Source organism: Cellulosimicrobium sp. XJ-DQ-B-000 (assembly GCF_031119065.1).
Lineage (GTDB): Bacteria > Actinomycetota > Actinomycetes > Actinomycetales > Cellulomonadaceae > Cellulosimicrobium > Cellulosimicrobium funkei.
Genome location: NZ_JAVHYN010000001.1, coordinates 430,249 through 444,919, shown reverse-complemented (window position 1 = coordinate 444,919; position 14,671 = coordinate 430,249). Strand labels below are relative to the sequence as shown.

The window sequence follows — 14,671 nt, the reverse complement described above, 5'->3', positions numbered from 1 at the left end:
ATGACCCGGGACCTCCGCCGCGCGACAGCGGCTCTGATCGCCACGACCCTGCTCCTCGTGGGCGGCGTCGCCTCGGCGTCCGCCGACGACATCGACGACCGCCGGGCGGCGGCAGAGCGTCGCCAGTCCGAGATCCTCGGCAACCGCGAGCAGCTGCAGTCCGAGCTCGAGGACACGGACGCGGCGCTCGCGCAGGCCGTCGTCGACCTCCAGGCCATCGAGGCGCGGCTGCCCGTCGCGCAGGCCGAGCTCGACGCGGCCCAGGCCGAGGTCGAGCGGACGCAGCGCGAGGCGGAGCTGCTCGCGCAGCGGCTCGAGGACGCGCTGGGCCAGGAGGCCGCGATCAGCGCCGAGATCGAGCGCGGCGCGACCGAGGTGGCCGACGCCAAGTCGAGCATCGCCGAGATGGCGCGCCAGGCGTACCGCGGCCAGGGCGACGTCTCGAGCCTCGGCATCGTCACGGGTGCGCAGAGCACCGAGGAGTTCATCGCGGAGTACGCGGTCTCCTCGACGGCGGCGCGCAGCCAGTCCCGCTCGCTCCAGGAGCTGCTCGAGGCCGAGTCGGTGTCGCGCAACCGCGAGGCGCGCCTCCAGGCGGTGCGCGAGACGGTCACCGACCTCAAGCAGCAGGCGGACGAGAACCTCGTCGCCGCCGAGGCGGCGCGCACGGCCGCGGCCGACCGCAAGGCCGAGGTCGAGCAGCTCATCGTCGACCAGCAGGCCAAGAAGGCGACGATCGAGGAGCGCAAGTCCGCGGCCGAGGCCAAGGTCGCCGAGAACGAGGCCGCGCAGCAGTCCCTGCAGAGCGAGATCAAGGGCATCATCGCGGAGCAGGCGGAGCGTGACCGCAAGGCCGCCGAGGAGGAGGCGCGCCGCCAGCAGCAGAGCCAGCAGTCCGGCGGCGGTGGCGGGGGCGGTGGCGGCGGCGGGTCGTCCTCCGGCGGTGGTGGCGGCGGAGGTGGCGGTTCGTCCTCCGGCGGCGACCGCGGCAGCATCTCGAGCTTCCTGTCGTACCCGACGGCGGTGCCCTACGTGACCTCGAGCTACGGGATGCGCCTGCACCCCATCCTCGGCTACTACCGCCTGCACGCGGGGACGGACCTGCGCGCCTACTGCGGCACGCCGATCATGGCGGCCGGGCCCGGGACGGTCGTCCACGCCCAATGGCGCAACGGCTTCGGCAACCAGGTGCTCGTCAACCACGGCACGGTAGGCGGCAAGAACCTCATGACGAGCTACAACCACCTCACGCGCTTCGCGGTGTCGTCCGGCCGGACCGTCAACAAGGGTGACGTCATCGGCTACTCGGGCAACACCGGCCTCTCGGGGGCGTGCCACCTGCACTTCGAGGTGTACGTCAACGGGTCGACGATCGACCCGATGTCCGTGCTGCGCTGACCGGGCCGGGTCGCGCTCCGGGCGTCGCGCCCGACCCTCCCCGGCCCCCGCGCGACCGCACCCGGGGGATAATCGGTACCGGGCGCCGTCGGGCACCCGTACGCTGGGGCGCCCGCACGGCTCGGGGCCGACGCACGGACGGTGCCCCGGACGAGCACCCCGGGCGACAGCACCGACAGCAGAGAAGGACGGTAGGACACGGATGGCGAAGGACAGCGGCCGCAAGGTCGTCGCCAGCAACCGCAAGGCACGCCACGACTACGTGATCGAGGACGTGTACGAGGCGGGGATCGTCCTGTCCGGGACCGAGGTCAAGGCGCTGCGGATGGGCAGGGCGTCGCTCGTCGACGGCTACGTCGCGGTCGACCGCGGCGAGGCCTGGCTCGAGAACGTCCACATCCCCGAGTACACCGAGGGCACGTGGAACAACCACGCCCCGCGCCGCAAGCGCAAGCTGCTCCTGCACAAGGAGGAGATCCTGCGCCTGGAGTCCAAGACGCGCGAGAAGGGGCACACGATCGTGCCCCTCGCGCTGTACTTCCTCGACGGCCGCGCCAAGGTCGAGATCGCGCTCGCGCGCGGCAAGAAGGAGTACGACAAGCGCCAGGCGCTCCGCGAGAAGCAGGACAACCGCGAGGCGCAGCGCGCCATGCGGCAGCGCGAGCTGCACTGACGCCGCGCGGGGCGTCCCGCACGCGGTCCCGTGCCCGACGCCGGCCCCACCCGCTGGTGACGCCGTCGCCCTCGACGTACGGTCGAGGGCGAGACGACGACCGCGAACCAGGAGGCCCCATGGTCAAGCTCCGCCAGTACATCCCGCGCCTCGCGGCGGGGGCGTACATCCTCAACTCCGGCCTGAGCAAGCGCGGTGCCGACGAGGAGACCGCGCAGGGACTGCACGGGATGGCCGCCGGCACGTACTCGTTCCTCGGGGACGTCGAGCCGAAGCAGTTCACCAAGACCCTGTCGACCGCCGAGATCGCGCTCGGCGCGGCCCTCGTGACGCCCTTCGTCCCGACCGGTCTCGTCGCCGTCGGGCTCGGCGTCTTCTCGGCCGGCCTCGTCGGCATGTACCTCAAGACGCCCGGCATGACGCGCGAGGACGGGGTGCGACCCACCGAGCAGGGGACCGGGCTCGCGAAGGACGTGTTCCTCCTCGGGATCGCCGGCGGGCTGCTCGTCGACTCGCTGAGCCGGAAGAAGTAGCCGCGACGCGGGTACCGGCGGCGCACGACCGCCGGTACCCGGCCGCGCGGAAATATCCGTGCGGGGCACGGCGTTGATCGCGTAGGCTGGACCTGCTGCACGAGGTCCGGGTCCGCCCGGGCGCCGCGCAGTGCTTGACAACTGCACAGGGGGTGATCGGTTTCGACGGTGGTCGTGCTTCGAGGAGAAGCGGGCCGAGGATGCAGGCTTATCTCGTAAACGATGTCTGCAAAACACAGGTGCCGATAACAAGCGCACCGACTTCGCCCTCGCCGCCTGAGCGAGCCCCGAAGTCCGTCAGCCCGAGCTAGCTCTCGACTCGGATCCTGGCGTCATCTAGAGAGCCACTGCTCGCAGTCCTCGTCACCGGGGCTGCGGGGACTTTCAGGTGACTGAGCCCGTCCGCATCTTGTCTGCGTGAGTGCGGGGGCCGAGAAAAACGACAGCAGACTGCGCCCGGAGAAGTCCTCGATCGGCGTCACCGGACCGGGGTTCGATTCCCCGCACCTCCACTGGTATCTTCGCAGGTGGGGCCATGTTTTTGGCCCCACCTCGGAACGGCGTCAACACTACACGTCAACATCGACGGGACGCCCTCGGAAATACACCGATCCTGTGCTGAACAACACGACAGCCGCGCGACCTTTCGGGGTCGCGCGGCTGTCGTCGTTCTCGGCCCGATCGTCTGGCACGGAGCCCGCGCGCGGGTCAGCGCCGCTCGACGGCGTCGGCCCACAGCCATGCCCACCCCTCGCGCCCCTCCCGTGAGATGTAGCGCACGTGGACCTGGCGCCCGGCCCACGCGACGGCCTCGCCGTCGACGCGCGCATCACCGCTCTGGCGCTGCGTGACCCACGCCCGTACCGGGATGCCTTCGGCGGGGCGCACGATCCGCTCGCCGCGCCGCGCGAGTTCGGGCGCTTCCTCGGCGTGGTCGCGCAGCGGCACCGTCTCGATGCCGGACGGCCAGCCGCCCGGAGGCGGGCGTCGACGAGTACCCACGGCCTCATCGTATTCGAACAAGCGTTCGACGGTCTCCCCGCATTTTAGTGTTGACACTACCCCCGCATCGGGGTAGTGTTACTACTACAACAACAGAGGGGAGGGATGCGGTGGAGATAGCCGCACTGGTGGTCTCGATCCTGACGCTGATCGTCACGATCTACCAGGCCTGGAACAGCAGGCCGAAGAGACCACCGAAGGGCCGTCACAGGAAGTGACGGACGGGCCGGGGGTAGATGAAGTACCCCCGGCCCGGATCCCCATCCTCCCACCTGGGGACACGAGGAAGGAAGGCACGTGAAGAGGTACCTGCAGGACCCCGGCGTCCGGAGCGCGCTCGTCTCCGGAGTCATCATCGGCACCCTCGCGGTGTTCTTCGCCGACGCGTACCCGGCCCTATGGGTGGCTGTTGGCGTCGCGTGGGCGGCCCTGACCGGGCTCGCGCTGTGGTGGGCGCACCGCAAGGCGGCCCGCTGATGCCCCGGCCCGGAGAGCGGCGTGTCGCGGCGGCGACGAAGGTCGCCGAGGCCGACCGCGACGAGCTGCTCGCGATCGCAGATGCCGCGGGTGTCGCGCAGTCCGACGTCGTGCGCGCGGGCATCGAGCTCGTCCTGCGCGGTGTCGACCGCGACCGCCTCATCGCCTACCTGGCCGACGTCGGACGCGAAAGCGCCAGCGGTGCGCTCACGCCTGAGAGGCGCGCCAGACTCCTCAAGTAACGAACGACGAACGCGCCCCCGCCCGGGAGCCGGGCGGGGGCGCGTCACGAGTGCAAGACAGGTCAGCGGACGTGGATGATCCCCGCGTCGCGGACGAGGACCTCGGGCGCCGCGCTGAGTCGGACCGTGGCGACGTTGCGACCCTTCCGGAGCACCGCCGTGCCCTCCGGGTGCGGAGTTGGTGCCTCCGGACCCGCGACAAGAACGCGCACCGTCGTGGCGTCCTCCCGCTCCATGGGGATCCAGGTCGCGCCTGCGTCGAACGAGATCTCGAGCTCCTTGCCCGGTGGGGCGGTGACGTCAGGCCATCGTGCCCACTCTCGTCCGCGGCGGTCGATGTACATGGGCTACCTCCGAGGGGTCGCGATGGTGAAAGGGCTCCCGACCGGGGCGCCAAGGCTGACCGGGGAGTCGGCGGGGCGTCCTGCGGTGAACGAGGAGCCCGCCGGCCCGGGGCCGAGCACAAGCTCGAAGTCGTCGAGCTCGGTCCGTGCGCTGATCGCCTCGACCACGATGGCGGCTTGCGTCCCGCCGTAGTGGCGGACGAGGCCAGCCCCAGAGCCGAGCGTCAGTACCTGTGCGGCGGATGCGCCCACCCGGCGTGTCTGCCCGGCACCGTCGAGGGCGACCGTGAGCTCCGTGACCGACGCCCCTGCCGCCACACGGTGGCCCGCGCCCATCGCAGAGACCGCGACGGCGGAGTCTCCGCCGCCGCTCGCGCGCCTTAGGCCGGCGCCTCGCGCCGAGGCGCGAACGTCCACGAACGAGGCGCCACGGCCACGGCGGTGACCGCCACTGCGCGCAGAGACGCGCAGGTTCGCGACGGAACCCCCGCCCCGAGCCGCAGCAGGGCCGATCACGAGCATGACCGCGAGCCCGTTGGCCGCCGAGCTGTTCGGATAGGAGACGGTGGTGTCGGGGACCGGGCCGTCCGCGGTGCGGGCCGAGGCGAGCAGCGACACCGCCGGGGCGCTGCCGCTGATGCCGCCAGACCGCCACGCCAGGTTCGCGAACCCGGCAGGCATCGGCTCAGGCTCGGTCGCGTTGGTCCGCTCCCCGGAGTACAGCAGTACGAGGGAGCCCGACGCCGTGGACACTCCCGGGGCGACGTTCGTCAGGGACGTGCCAGTCGCGGCGCGAAGGCCGACCGGTCCGACGGTGACTTGCCCCGCGCCCTTAACCGTGATGACGGTCGCGACCGTCCCGTCCGTACCGGACACAGACAGGATGATCTCGTCCCCGGACTGCCAGGTCTTGGACCAGATCGACGAGCGCATGGTCCCTGCCTGCTGCCCGGACAGTAGCGCCGTCCAGGCGGCAGGCAGGCTCATCGACGATGCGGATACGTCCTGGGTGTTCGCGAACACGACGACCAGGTCTCCCGGCGCCGTCGAGGGGTGCGGGGAGAGAGCGATCGTGCGCGGGGTGGTAACTCCGGTCGAGGCGGTGACGGGTGTCGCTACCGCGGTGATCGCCACGGTGGCCCTCCCTTGCTCAGGCCGAAGCGGAGATCGTGAACCCGGTGTCCGCGCCGCGCAGCACGTACTGCCCAGCGCCCGTGTAGGACTCGGCGGTCAGGTCGCCGCCGCCCCACGAGGTGCCGCCGGTCGCGGCGTCGAACGCGCGCCACCCAGCGACGGTCGTGCCGGCTGCGACCTCGAACGTCTTGTCCGAGGCGACCAGGACGATCGCACCAGACGCCGCAGCCGTCACCGGCTGACGGGCGTAGGACCCGCCGGTCAGCTCGGTCCCGGCCGCGTTGACCAGTCCGACGTGCGTGATGAGGGACGCCGCGTCAGCAGCAAGCGCGTTCAGCAGCGCAGAAGATGCAGCCATGTTTCCTCCTGAGTCAGTGCTTGCGGTTGTAGGTCGGCTCGGCCTTCGTGCCCAGCAGGTACCCGAACCACGGCCAGCGGAGCTCGAGGACGCGTGCACCGGCGTAGTAACCGGCGGTGATGAGCGCGGTCAGGGCAGACACGAGCGCGGCCTGCGCCGACTCCTCGACCGCGACGCCTCGCAGCGCGAGCCAGGAGATGAGCGCACCGACGCCGATCGGGACGACGGTGCGGACCAGGGAGAGGACGAAGTCGGTCATCGGATCAGCCCTTCTTGACGGTGGCGGTGGTCGTGGTGGTGGTCTCGGTCGTCTCGAAGGACTCGACGGCGTCGATGACGCCCTGGCGGACGAGCTCGCGGATGGCGTCCTCGTCCAGCCCGGTCGCCTGCGCGAGCGCGGCGGTCAGGGCGGAGATCTGGCCGGCCTGCACGGCGAGCGCGGTCTTGGTGTCGGCGATCTCCTGGCGGAGCGAGAGCTTGACGACCTTGCCGGTCTGGGGGTCGGTGCGCTCGACCGGGGCGAGGTCAGCGGCCAGGCTGTCGACCTTGCCGCGCACAGCGTCCAGGGCGGTCGGCAGGTTCTGGCTCCTGGGCATGAGGCCGTTGAGCGCGGCGGACCCGTTCGGGCCCACGAGCGCGTTGTACATCTGGATCTGCTGTTCGTCGGTGAGGGCGGGCATGAAGTCCTCCTGGGTGAGTGCGGGCAGGATCACGTCGTGGATCTGGTCGATGACGACGTCGGTGGGGCACGCCTTGCCGCGTGCGCCGGACGTCTGGACGCCGAGCGGGCTGCGCTGCAGCCGGCCCCCGTAGCGGCCCTTGGGGAAGTTCCCGTCGACGCCGAGGCGGTGCCACCCGATCCCGGCGTCCGAGGACGTCGCGGCGAGGCGCAGCGGCACGCCGTCGCGCTCGTGTGCCTCGCGCGCCAGGGTGATCAGCGCGGCGACCTGCGCGGGCGTCAGGGCGCGGTTCCGCCCGACGCACTCGACCGAGATGATGTGCGTCGCGCCGAAGTCCGCGGGCGACTTGCACGCCGAGTCCGACAGCTGCTTCAGGCGGCCGTCGGGGAAGAGGACGAAGTTCGACCCTGCCCGTCCGGTGCGCCAGGTGGCGATCGTGCGAGGGTCGCCCTCGCCGTCGGTGATGTGGATCGCGAGCTGGGTCTTGCGGTGGTGGGTGAGCTTGTTCATCCACGCCACCGGCTCCCACTCGGCGCACGAGTACCTAGCCATGCGGTTCTCCTTGGATACGGCCCTGCCTGCCCGCTCGGGACCGACCAGGCAGGGGCCCGTGAAGTCAGTAGTTCGGGAATGGCGGGATGTCGTCGTTTCCCGCGCCCTCGCGCAGGCCGAGGCGAAACAGGAGCCGCCGCAGCGTATGGGCGTACTCCTCAAGGATCCGGCGGGCCTTGGCCTCCCGGTCACGCTCCGCCCAGGCGTCGCGCTCCTCCGCCTGGCGCCCCTTGAACCAAGCCACGAGGTTGTCGATGAGCTGCTTGAGAATGCCGCCGATGCCCAGGGCCGCGACGAGCGAGATGATCTGTCCGGTATCCACACCGGCCCCCTCCCGGTGTCAGGCCTCTATGACGAAGCGCTCATCTGGCCTGTACGGGCGCGCCTTGATGCGGACCCACCGAACGGGAACCTGCATGAGCAGCACGGCGAATACGACCCACGCCTGCAGCAGGCGATTACCTTGCGGTTCTTGCACCTGCAGAACGACCACCACGGCGAGGTACAGCAGCATCGCCAGCGCAATCGTGAGCACCGCGGTCCGCTCAAGCCAGTAGATCCCAGGCAGAGCAGCCACCGCCCCGATCACGCACCCGACGGTGAGCAGCACAGCGAGGGCGGTCATCGCGCCCGCCCCGACTTCGCCCTCGATGGACGAAGGCGGGACGAACGTTGCGTACAGTCCCGCCGCCGCCCCGGAGCTGTAGATCACGAAGTACGCGACCGACACCGCGCGCGGCTCATGAACCTTCGCCCACAAGGCGCGCAGACTCATCACAGCTCGGCCCAGGGCTGGGTCTCGATGTGGAAGAACCCGAGCTCGGCGAAGACGGAGGTGTTGCCCGCGAGGGAGCTGATGCGGGCGCGCACGGTGTGCGGGGTCTGCGCCGCGGCGGCGTCGACGTAGACGACGTTGGACGCCTTGTAGGTGTAGGTGCACCCGGACGTGCCGGAGTTGGTGAACCGGTCGGCGTCGAACACGGTGTCGTCGTAGACGAGCTCGAGCAGCCCGCCCAGGCCCTGCGGGATGGACCCGCGGATGGAGGCCGACACGCGCAGCTGGTACGGCACCCCGGGGCCGAGCGGGTTCGCCGAGACGACCTGCGGTGCGGCGATGTCGACGTAGTTCGCCGGGGAGGCGAAGGGCACGGTGCCCGACGCGGTGACGACGCGGTACCGGGAGCGCACGGACGGCGGGGAGGTCCACTTGCCGTCCAGACCGATCCACTCGCGCAGCCCGGCGCCGGCGCCCGTGGTGCACCGCTGCCCGTCGACGGGGACGGGGTAGGCGGTGTCGCGCTGGGCGGTGGTGGAGAACCGCGGGATGGAGCGGGCCATGAGCGCGTAGAACAGGGTGCGCAGGTCGTCGGGTATCGCGGGCGGGTCGTCGTAGTCCGCGAGCGGGATGCCCTGGATGGTGTCGGGGGTGGGCATGGGTCAGGCCTCCTCGGGGACGTCGGGGTCGGGGTAGTCCGCGGCGACGGCGACGACCTGGTCGGCGGTCACGACGAGGGACTGGATCGCGGCGGGGTCGTACCCGAGCGCGCGGATCACGTCGACGGGCGGGGTGGTGGGGTCCACGGGGATCGGCTCCTGTGGTGGCGGAGTCGGCGGTGCTTCATCGACGAGCACCGGCTCGTCGCCCCCTGCGATGTCGCTCACGTGCGCCTCCTAGGCGGGTGGGGTGTAGGTCAGGACGAGGTCGCCCGGCGGGCGGGGTCGGGTGACGAACGCGTCGGCCGGGGAGTCGGACCACATCGCGACCCCGGTCAGGGCCCCGGACAGCCACGCGGTGACGAGCGCGGCGGGCAGCTGCAGGCGCGTGGTCTCCCCGACGGCGATCGGCGGGTACCGGTAGGGGCCGAACCCGGCCGGGAACACCGGCGCCGCGGCCGGGGGCGGTGAGGCGGGGGTGTAGGCGTGCCCGTACAGCACGGGCGAGGCGAGCGGCGGCTGCGGGGCCCCGGTGGTGTATCGCTCGACGACGAGGGAGACGCCGGTGATCGTCGACCCCGAGGGCACCATCGCGGCGAGCGACCCGTAGTAGGCGAACGTCGCGTCGTCGACCATGTCCTGCTGGTAGTCGCCGGGCTGGGTCGAGCCCGCCGCGACGATCTGTCGACCCTGGGACCACCCGCCCGGCATGCCCGTCACGGGGTCGGGGTTGCCCTGGTACCGCGACCAGGCGCCGGTGCCGTAGTTGACGCCGCGCGACAGGGACCAGAACGTGGGCGGGAACCGGGCGAGCTCGACGTCGGGCACGGTGCGCGGGCGGGCGGTGACCTTGCCCGTGACGACCCACGCCGACGCGGTGGGCACGACGAGCACCTGGTCCCCGACCGCGGGGACGTAGGCGGTGGCGTACTGCAGGGAACCGGTGGCGGTGCCGTCGGTGAACGCGACCGCGACGGTGGCGCCGGTGACGGCGGTGATGATGCCCAGGCGCGGCAGTGGGGCGCGCTGCGCCTCGATCATGCGCAGCACCGTGTCCGGTGACGTCATTGCCCTCCCTCCACCGATCCCAGGTCGCGCGTGGATACCGAGAACGCCCCGCCGGCGACGAGCGGGAGCGTGAAGCCGTCCACGATGTGCCGAGACAGCGACATCACCGGGTTGTGGTGGTCGGTCACGACGTCGACCACGTCGCCGGCTTCGAGCGGGAACAGTGGGACGGCGGTGATGTCGAGCGTCGACCCGGCGCCTGTCGTCTTGGCGAGCTGGGCCTGGGCGACGCGCTGGCAGTCGACGTCCGACGTCAGGGTCGGGATCGACAGGAACCGCACCTTGCGCCCCCACGCGCCGGTGGAGGGGTCGCCGTACCGGGTGCGCGACCCGGGCCGGTCGTCGACCGCGACCGACTGCACCGGCGCCGCCGCACCCTCCGGCGTCGCGCCCGACACCGCCCACGCGTTGTACACCGGGCCGCGCGAGCGCTTGCCCACGACGTCGAGCATGATGCCGCCCGGCCCCGCCCGGAACGTCCACGCCGGCGCCGAGTCGAGCGTGGGGGCGTCCGCGATCACGAACCGCCCCGTCGGGTCCGCGAAGACGACGCACCCCAGCGACTCCGCCAGCGCCGCGACGCCGTCGGCCCACCGGTCGCGCTCGACCACGGTCGGCGGCACGCGACGATCCGCGCGCGTCACCACCGCGACCTCCGCGTCCGCGATCGACTCGCGGATCAGCGACCGGATCAGCGCGACCGCCGACGGCCCCGAGATCGTGCGCGGCGCGTGGAACCGGTCGTCCACCACCCACGCCTCCCGCGACACCCCGGCCACCCGCACGCCGGTGCGCCCCAGCAGGGAACCCTCGGTGTCGTCGATGCGGAACACCCCCAGCGGCACCCACTCCGCCCGCCCGCCGGCGTACACGAGCCCGGCCTGGACCGTGATCTCCTGCCCGTCGGTGCCCAGCGGCGTCGACGCGGCGAGCTCGCGCGGGAACGCGGGCTCGTCCTGGAACACCCTGCCCGGCAGGCGCGGCGCGATCGTCAGGTTGCACGAGCGACGCACGGACTTGTCCGAGCTCACCGTGATGGTCCCGCCCGTGACGGGGAGTGACCGGCCCCCGTACAGCACCTGCCCGCCCTTGCGGACCGTCGCCCGGAACCGGGCTTGATGCGGGCGCGCGAGCGCGGTCCGGTATGCGTCAGAGACTGCCCACACGTCAGGCCCCCTCGAGCACGTCGAAGTACGTCGCGGCGCCCGCGAGCATGTCGGCATAGGTCGCGAACGTCTGCCGCGCCGTCTCGTAGGTGGTGCCGGTGAAGCTCTGGCCGGCGCCGACCGGCGGCCCGGTCCGCGTGACGGGCAGGGAGAACCACGCCTGCTCGCTGGCGGGCCCGATCCGCGCCACGCCCTCGGTGCGCACGAACCAGTAGCCGGACGGGAACTGCTCGGGCTGGCGCGACTGGATCAGCAGCGTGCGCTCGGCACCGAGCAGCGCGCGCACGCGCGCCGCGTCCTGCGCCGTCGCGGCGGCGACCACGAGGGTGCGCGCGTCCGCGTCCACCCCGGACCACTGCGGGATCGCGAACCCGCCCGGCGGCTGGTACACACCACCCTGGGTCACTGCGGTGCTCTCACCCGGGTCGATGAGCCGCACACGGCACGTGAGCTGCGGCTGCCCAGGCGCCTTGAGCCACAGCCCGGACGCGGCCCCCGTCGTCGCCACGACGACGCTCGCGACCGCTACCGTCTCGCCCCAGTCGGTCATCCCCGTGACCGTGTAGGTGCACGAGGCGTCCATCGGTGCGGCGTCATCTACGCCGAGGAACCAGCCGCCGGCCGCCGCGACGTTGTCCGCGGTGCGCACCGGCTCCGTCGGTGCCCCGGCAGACGACCGCGTGATCGTCAGCCGGGACACCGGCGCTGGCCACATGCCGCCGTCCACGACGAGGCGCACCAGGTTCTGCGACGCCTCGAACGACGCCTCGAGGATCCCGTCAGGCGAAGTGGGCACGATGGTCTCCTCTCACAGGTACTGCGCCGTCCGGTCCTGAGCGACGCCGTGCTCGGCGACGCGGGCGTCAGCGACATGGGCGACCTTCGCGAGGAGGTACTCGCCCGTGAAGGGGTTCTGCACGTACACGACCGGAGGGCTCTGCGCCTCGGGCTGGCCCTCGTAGGCGTTGCGAACCGGTGGGACCGGCGAGGCAGGCGCCGCCCCGACGAACCCGCCACCGGCGAAGCCCGGCAGGGTGTCGTTATGGATGGCCTCGAACAGGCTCCGGTGCTTCGCGGTCGTTTCCTGGTCGAACACGAACTCGCCGCGGTGTACGACGCCAGCAGGCTCGAACTTTCCGCCGGGTCCTGTGTACCCACCGGACGAGTAGCTGCCTCGGCCCGGGTTGAACCCCATCGAGGGGTTGCCCACGATGGTCTCGACGGAGACGCCGATCGTGCGGCCCCGGTTCGAGGCAATGAACGTGTCTATGCGTGCTTGGGCGGCGTCGACGTTCGCGGTTACCTGGAACGACCCGTCGGGCAGGTGCTCGACCTTGTACGCGAGGCCGCCCACCTCGACCGTGACCGCGCCAGCGTTCGACGAGATCGCCGTATCAACCTTGCCGGGGACCGCGCCGTAGGTGTCGATCAGGGCCCACGCCTGGTCCTCGGTCATGCCCATCTGCACGAGCTGGTTGAACAGGGCCTGCCGGCCGAGCTCGTACTTCTGCGCGAGGGACTCCTGCGACTCACCGGCGCGCGCACCGGCAGCGGCCTCCGCGTCGAGAGCGGCGACTGCGGATCGCATCTGCGACTCGAGCGCCGAGCCTGCGGTCACGGTGCCGTCTTGCGCGACCGTGAACGCGTCGAGGAGCGCCTGCCCCGTCTCCGCGGAGTACCCGACTGCGTCGAGCGCCTGGGCTGCGCGCAGCGTCGCGTCGTGGAACTCGGCCTGCAGCACCTGCGGGATCCCGAACTCGTTGAGACGCTGCTGCGCCGGGTCGATCCCGTTCTCGATCAGGTTCGTCCGCATCGCGTCCGCGGCGGAGTCCGTCGTGCTCTTGAAGTCGCGCATCCCGTCCGCGATGTCGCGCACCGCGGTGCTGTCCTGCGCTCCCGGGAGCCACTCGTCCGACGCATCGATGGCGTCCGCGATCGACACCATGAGGTCCGCCATCGGGCCCGAGATGAACTCACCGATCGCCTCAGTGCCGGCGGCCATGCCCTCGACGACCGAGCGACCGATGTCGAGCGCGCCGTTCGCGATCTCGAGGAGGAACGCGACCACTGCGCCACGGTTCTCGGACACGAACGTCGCGAAGTCGCCGATCGGCTCGGAGAACGCAGCGGCGAGAGCGCCCTTGATGCCGTCGGCGGCGACCTCGATGTTGCGCCGAGCCTCTTCGATCTTCGTCGCGTCGTTGTCCGCGAGGGTGTCGAACATGCGCTGCGCGGCGCCCTGGACGCCGTTGAGCTGGTCGACCGCGTTGCTGAGGTCCATCGCGAACAGGGCCTCGCCGAGGTCCTCGGCCTGGGTGCCGAACAGGGCGACGGCGGCGGCGTTGCGCGCGACCGGGTCCTCGATCTCGCGGAGCTTGTCGAGCACCGTGTCGAGGCCGTTGCGGGCCGACTCGCCGCCCTGCGCGATCTGCGCGGTCATGTCCGCTGCGTTGAGACCGAGGATCTTGAAGCCCTCGGCGGACGCCTTCGACCCGTCGGTCGCGCGGATCTGGAACTCCTTGAGCGCGTCGGCCGCGAGGTCGCTGTTCCGGGCGCCAGCGTTGAGACCCTGGTTGATGAGGCCGAGCGCCTCCGCGCCGGAGAGCCCGAGCCGCTGGAAGAGGGCCGGGTACTCGGTGAACGTGTCGAGCAGGTCCTCCTGCGCGTTCACGCCCTCGCGCGCGCCGGTCGCGAGCAGGTCGAATGCCTCGTCCGCGGTCTTCACGAGCCCGGTCTTGAGGAGCTGGGTCACGGCGACCGACACCGGGCGAACGTCCTCGTCGAGCACGTCAGCGATCCCGGACAGGGACGAGATGACCTGCTGCGCCTGGCGTGCGGTCGCGTTCGGGTCGAGCAGACCCTGCTGCACCGCGATGCGTGCGGTCTCCATGTTCGACTCGATCGACTCGCCGAACGTGTCGGCATACGCCTCGCCGGCGGCGCGGCCGAGCGTCGCGGCCTGCCCCTCGGTGATCCCGGTCAGGGCCTGCAGCCGGTCCTGCCGCTTCTCGACGCCCAGACCGTCCTGGATCGCGGAGGCGAGTGTCTGCCCGATCGCGGCGCCGATCCCGACGACCGCGCCCGCGATCGGGATGGTCGCGAGCGCGGCGACGATCTTGCCGGACAGACGCGAGCCTGCTGCCTCGCCGGCCGCGTCGCCCTCGCTCGGGAGGTCCCCGATCGCGTCCTCCGCGGCCGAGGTGTCCGCGTCGACCACCATTTCCGCGCGCTCGCCCTTGAGGGCGTCGAGCGCGGACTCGGCGCGACCGAGCGCGGCGCGTGCCTTCGTGATGTCGGCGTCGACCTCGGGCGTCGGGTCCATGGCCTCGAGCGCGCCGAGGTCGGCCTCGATCTGCGCGAGGTTCTTCTCGGCCTTGCCGATCGCGGCGTCGACCTGCGCGACCGTGTCAGCGTCGACGACACGGCGAAGCCGGTCCTCGAGCTCGCTGACGTTCTTCTCGGCCGCGCTCGTGTCCGCGCCGACCTGCGCCTCAGGCTTGGCCTTATCGATGTTGTCCAGCAGGCGCGTGACGTTCTGGTACTTCTTGTCGAACTGGGCGTCGTCCAGCTCGACGTGTGCCCGCAGGGTTCCTAGGTCGAGATCGGCCAC

At 71.5% G+C, this 14,671-nt stretch carries 19 protein-coding genes and 1 other RNA gene; 6 read left to right on the top strand and 14 right to left on the bottom strand.

What is annotated here, in order from left to right; all coding sequences use genetic code 11:
• The 4 genes from RDI86_RS02380 to ssrA all read left to right on the top strand — a co-directional run bounded on the left by RDI86_RS02380 (nucleotide 1) and on the right by ssrA (nucleotide 3,119).
• Complete coding sequence (locus tag RDI86_RS02380) at nucleotides 1-1,398, top strand: M23 family metallopeptidase (protein WP_144680292.1); 1,398 nt, start codon at nucleotides 1-3, stop codon at nucleotides 1,396-1,398.
• Between the two features lie 202 nt (nucleotides 1,399-1,600).
• Nucleotides 1,601-2,071, top strand: a complete 471-nt coding sequence (smpB, locus tag RDI86_RS02375) for an SsrA-binding protein SmpB (protein ID WP_308820610.1) — start codon at nucleotides 1,601-1,603, stop codon at nucleotides 2,069-2,071.
• Nucleotides 2,072-2,190: 119 nt separating this feature from the next.
• Complete coding sequence (locus RDI86_RS02370; protein ID WP_194216141.1) at nucleotides 2,191-2,604, top strand: hypothetical protein; 414 nt, start codon at nucleotides 2,191-2,193, stop codon at nucleotides 2,602-2,604.
• Between the two features lie 148 nt (nucleotides 2,605-2,752).
• Nucleotides 2,753-3,119: a transfer-messenger RNA gene (gene ssrA / locus RDI86_RS02365) on the top strand.
• 193 nt (nucleotides 3,120-3,312) lie between these two features.
• Here the strand turns inward: ssrA and RDI86_RS02360 are convergent.
• Entirely contained in the window at nucleotides 3,313-3,606 is a 294-nt protein-coding gene (locus tag RDI86_RS02360; protein ID WP_308820609.1) for a hypothetical protein, read from the bottom strand.
• A 297-nt stretch (nucleotides 3,607-3,903) separates the two neighbouring features.
• Here RDI86_RS02360 and RDI86_RS02355 point away from each other — a divergent pair, with 297 nt between their 5' ends.
• Together RDI86_RS02355 and RDI86_RS02350 are read left to right on the top strand one after the other, a co-directional pair.
• Nucleotides 3,904-4,083, top strand: coding sequence for a hypothetical protein (locus tag RDI86_RS02355; RefSeq protein ID WP_308820608.1), 180 nt, complete (start codon nucleotides 3,904-3,906; stop codon nucleotides 4,081-4,083).
• Nucleotides 4,053-4,325 carry a hypothetical protein gene (locus RDI86_RS02350; protein WP_308820607.1) on the top strand — a complete coding sequence of 91 codons (273 nt, stop codon included), beginning with the start codon at nucleotides 4,053-4,055 and terminating at the stop codon, nucleotides 4,323-4,325. Before RDI86_RS02355 ends, RDI86_RS02350 begins: the two co-directional genes overlap by 31 nt.
• A 62-nt stretch (nucleotides 4,326-4,387) precedes the next feature.
• Here the strand turns inward: RDI86_RS02350 and RDI86_RS02345 are convergent, their stop codons facing one another.
• The 13 genes from RDI86_RS02345 to RDI86_RS02285 all read right to left on the bottom strand — a co-directional run bounded on the left by RDI86_RS02345 (nucleotide 4,388) and on the right by RDI86_RS02285 (nucleotide 14,671).
• A complete protein-coding gene (locus RDI86_RS02345) occupies nucleotides 4,388-4,669 on the bottom strand; it encodes a hypothetical protein (protein WP_308820606.1) in 282 nt (93 codons plus the stop codon).
• 3 nt (nucleotides 4,670-4,672) lie between these two features.
• Nucleotides 4,673-5,803, bottom strand: a complete 1,131-nt coding sequence (locus tag RDI86_RS02340) for a hypothetical protein (protein ID WP_308820605.1) — start codon at nucleotides 5,801-5,803, stop codon at nucleotides 4,673-4,675.
• A 16-nt stretch (nucleotides 5,804-5,819) separates the two neighbouring features.
• Nucleotides 5,820-6,161: a hypothetical protein gene (locus tag RDI86_RS02335; protein WP_308820604.1), complete on the bottom strand. Its 342-nt coding sequence runs from the start codon at nucleotides 6,159-6,161 to the stop codon at nucleotides 5,820-5,822.
• A 13-nt stretch (nucleotides 6,162-6,174) separates the two neighbouring features.
• Complete coding sequence (locus tag RDI86_RS02330) at nucleotides 6,175-6,420, bottom strand: hypothetical protein (protein WP_308820603.1); 246 nt, start codon at nucleotides 6,418-6,420, stop codon at nucleotides 6,175-6,177.
• Between the two features lie 4 nt (nucleotides 6,421-6,424).
• The gene (locus RDI86_RS02325; RefSeq protein WP_308820602.1) at nucleotides 6,425-7,393 is read right to left on the bottom strand and encodes a hypothetical protein; all 969 of its coding nucleotides are present in this window, start codon (nucleotides 7,391-7,393) and stop codon (nucleotides 6,425-6,427) included.
• Between the two features lie 64 nt (nucleotides 7,394-7,457).
• Nucleotides 7,458-7,715, bottom strand: coding sequence for a hypothetical protein (locus tag RDI86_RS02320; RefSeq protein ID WP_308820601.1), 258 nt, complete (start codon nucleotides 7,713-7,715; stop codon nucleotides 7,458-7,460).
• A gap of 18 nt (nucleotides 7,716-7,733) precedes the next feature.
• A complete protein-coding gene (locus RDI86_RS02315) occupies nucleotides 7,734-8,168 on the bottom strand; it encodes a hypothetical protein (protein WP_308820600.1) in 435 nt (144 codons plus the stop codon).
• A complete protein-coding gene (locus RDI86_RS02310) occupies nucleotides 8,168-8,827 on the bottom strand; it encodes a hypothetical protein (protein WP_308820599.1) in 660 nt (219 codons plus the stop codon). Before RDI86_RS02310 ends, RDI86_RS02315 begins: the two co-directional genes overlap by 1 nt.
• Nucleotides 8,828-8,830: 3 nt before the next feature.
• On the bottom strand, nucleotides 8,831-9,055 hold the full coding sequence (locus RDI86_RS02305) for a hypothetical protein (RefSeq protein WP_308820598.1): 225 nt from the start codon (nucleotides 9,053-9,055) through the stop codon (nucleotides 8,831-8,833).
• 9 nt (nucleotides 9,056-9,064) lie between these two features.
• Nucleotides 9,065-9,895: a hypothetical protein gene (locus tag RDI86_RS02300; protein WP_308820597.1), complete on the bottom strand. Its 831-nt coding sequence runs from the start codon at nucleotides 9,893-9,895 to the stop codon at nucleotides 9,065-9,067.
• Nucleotides 9,892-11,061 carry a DUF5047 domain-containing protein gene (locus RDI86_RS02295; RefSeq protein WP_308820596.1) on the bottom strand — a complete coding sequence of 390 codons (1,170 nt, stop codon included), beginning with the start codon at nucleotides 11,059-11,061 and terminating at the stop codon, nucleotides 9,892-9,894. The genes RDI86_RS02300 and RDI86_RS02295 overlap by 4 nt, the downstream gene beginning before the upstream one ends.
• Before the next feature lies 1 nt (nucleotide 11,062).
• The gene (locus RDI86_RS02290; RefSeq protein WP_308820595.1) at nucleotides 11,063-11,857 is read right to left on the bottom strand and encodes a hypothetical protein; all 795 of its coding nucleotides are present in this window, start codon (nucleotides 11,855-11,857) and stop codon (nucleotides 11,063-11,065) included.
• 12 nt (nucleotides 11,858-11,869) lie between these two features.
• Nucleotides 11,870-14,671: a phage tail tape measure protein gene (locus RDI86_RS02285; RefSeq protein ID WP_308820594.1), complete on the bottom strand. Its 2,802-nt coding sequence runs from the start codon at nucleotides 14,669-14,671 to the stop codon at nucleotides 11,870-11,872.

Coding starts and splice junctions, on each gene's coding strand:
- RDI86_RS02330 (WP_308820603.1), bottom strand. CDS start 6,420: ATGACCGACTTCGTCCTCTCCCTGGTCCGCACCGTCGTCCCGATCGGC.
- RDI86_RS02380 (WP_144680292.1), top strand. CDS start 1: ATGACCCGGGACCTCCGCCGCGCGACAGCGGCTCTGATCGCCACGACC.
- smpB (WP_308820610.1), top strand. CDS start 1,601: ATGGCGAAGGACAGCGGCCGCAAGGTCGTCGCCAGCAACCGCAAGGCA.
- RDI86_RS02370 (WP_194216141.1), top strand. CDS start 2,191: ATGGTCAAGCTCCGCCAGTACATCCCGCGCCTCGCGGCGGGGGCGTAC.
- RDI86_RS02310 (WP_308820599.1), bottom strand. CDS start 8,827: ATGCCCACCCCCGACACCATCCAGGGCATCCCGCTCGCGGACTACGAC.
- RDI86_RS02345 (WP_308820606.1), bottom strand. CDS start 4,669: ATGTACATCGACCGCCGCGGACGAGAGTGGGCACGATGGCCTGACGTC.
- RDI86_RS02300 (WP_308820597.1), bottom strand. CDS start 9,895: ATGACGTCACCGGACACGGTGCTGCGCATGATCGAGGCGCAGCGCGCC.
- RDI86_RS02325 (WP_308820602.1), bottom strand. CDS start 7,393: ATGGCTAGGTACTCGTGCGCCGAGTGGGAGCCGGTGGCGTGGATGAAC.
- RDI86_RS02315 (WP_308820600.1), bottom strand. CDS start 8,168: ATGAGTCTGCGCGCCTTGTGGGCGAAGGTTCATGAGCCGCGCGCGGTG.
- RDI86_RS02335 (WP_308820604.1), bottom strand. CDS start 6,161: ATGGCTGCATCTTCTGCGCTGCTGAACGCGCTTGCTGCTGACGCGGCG.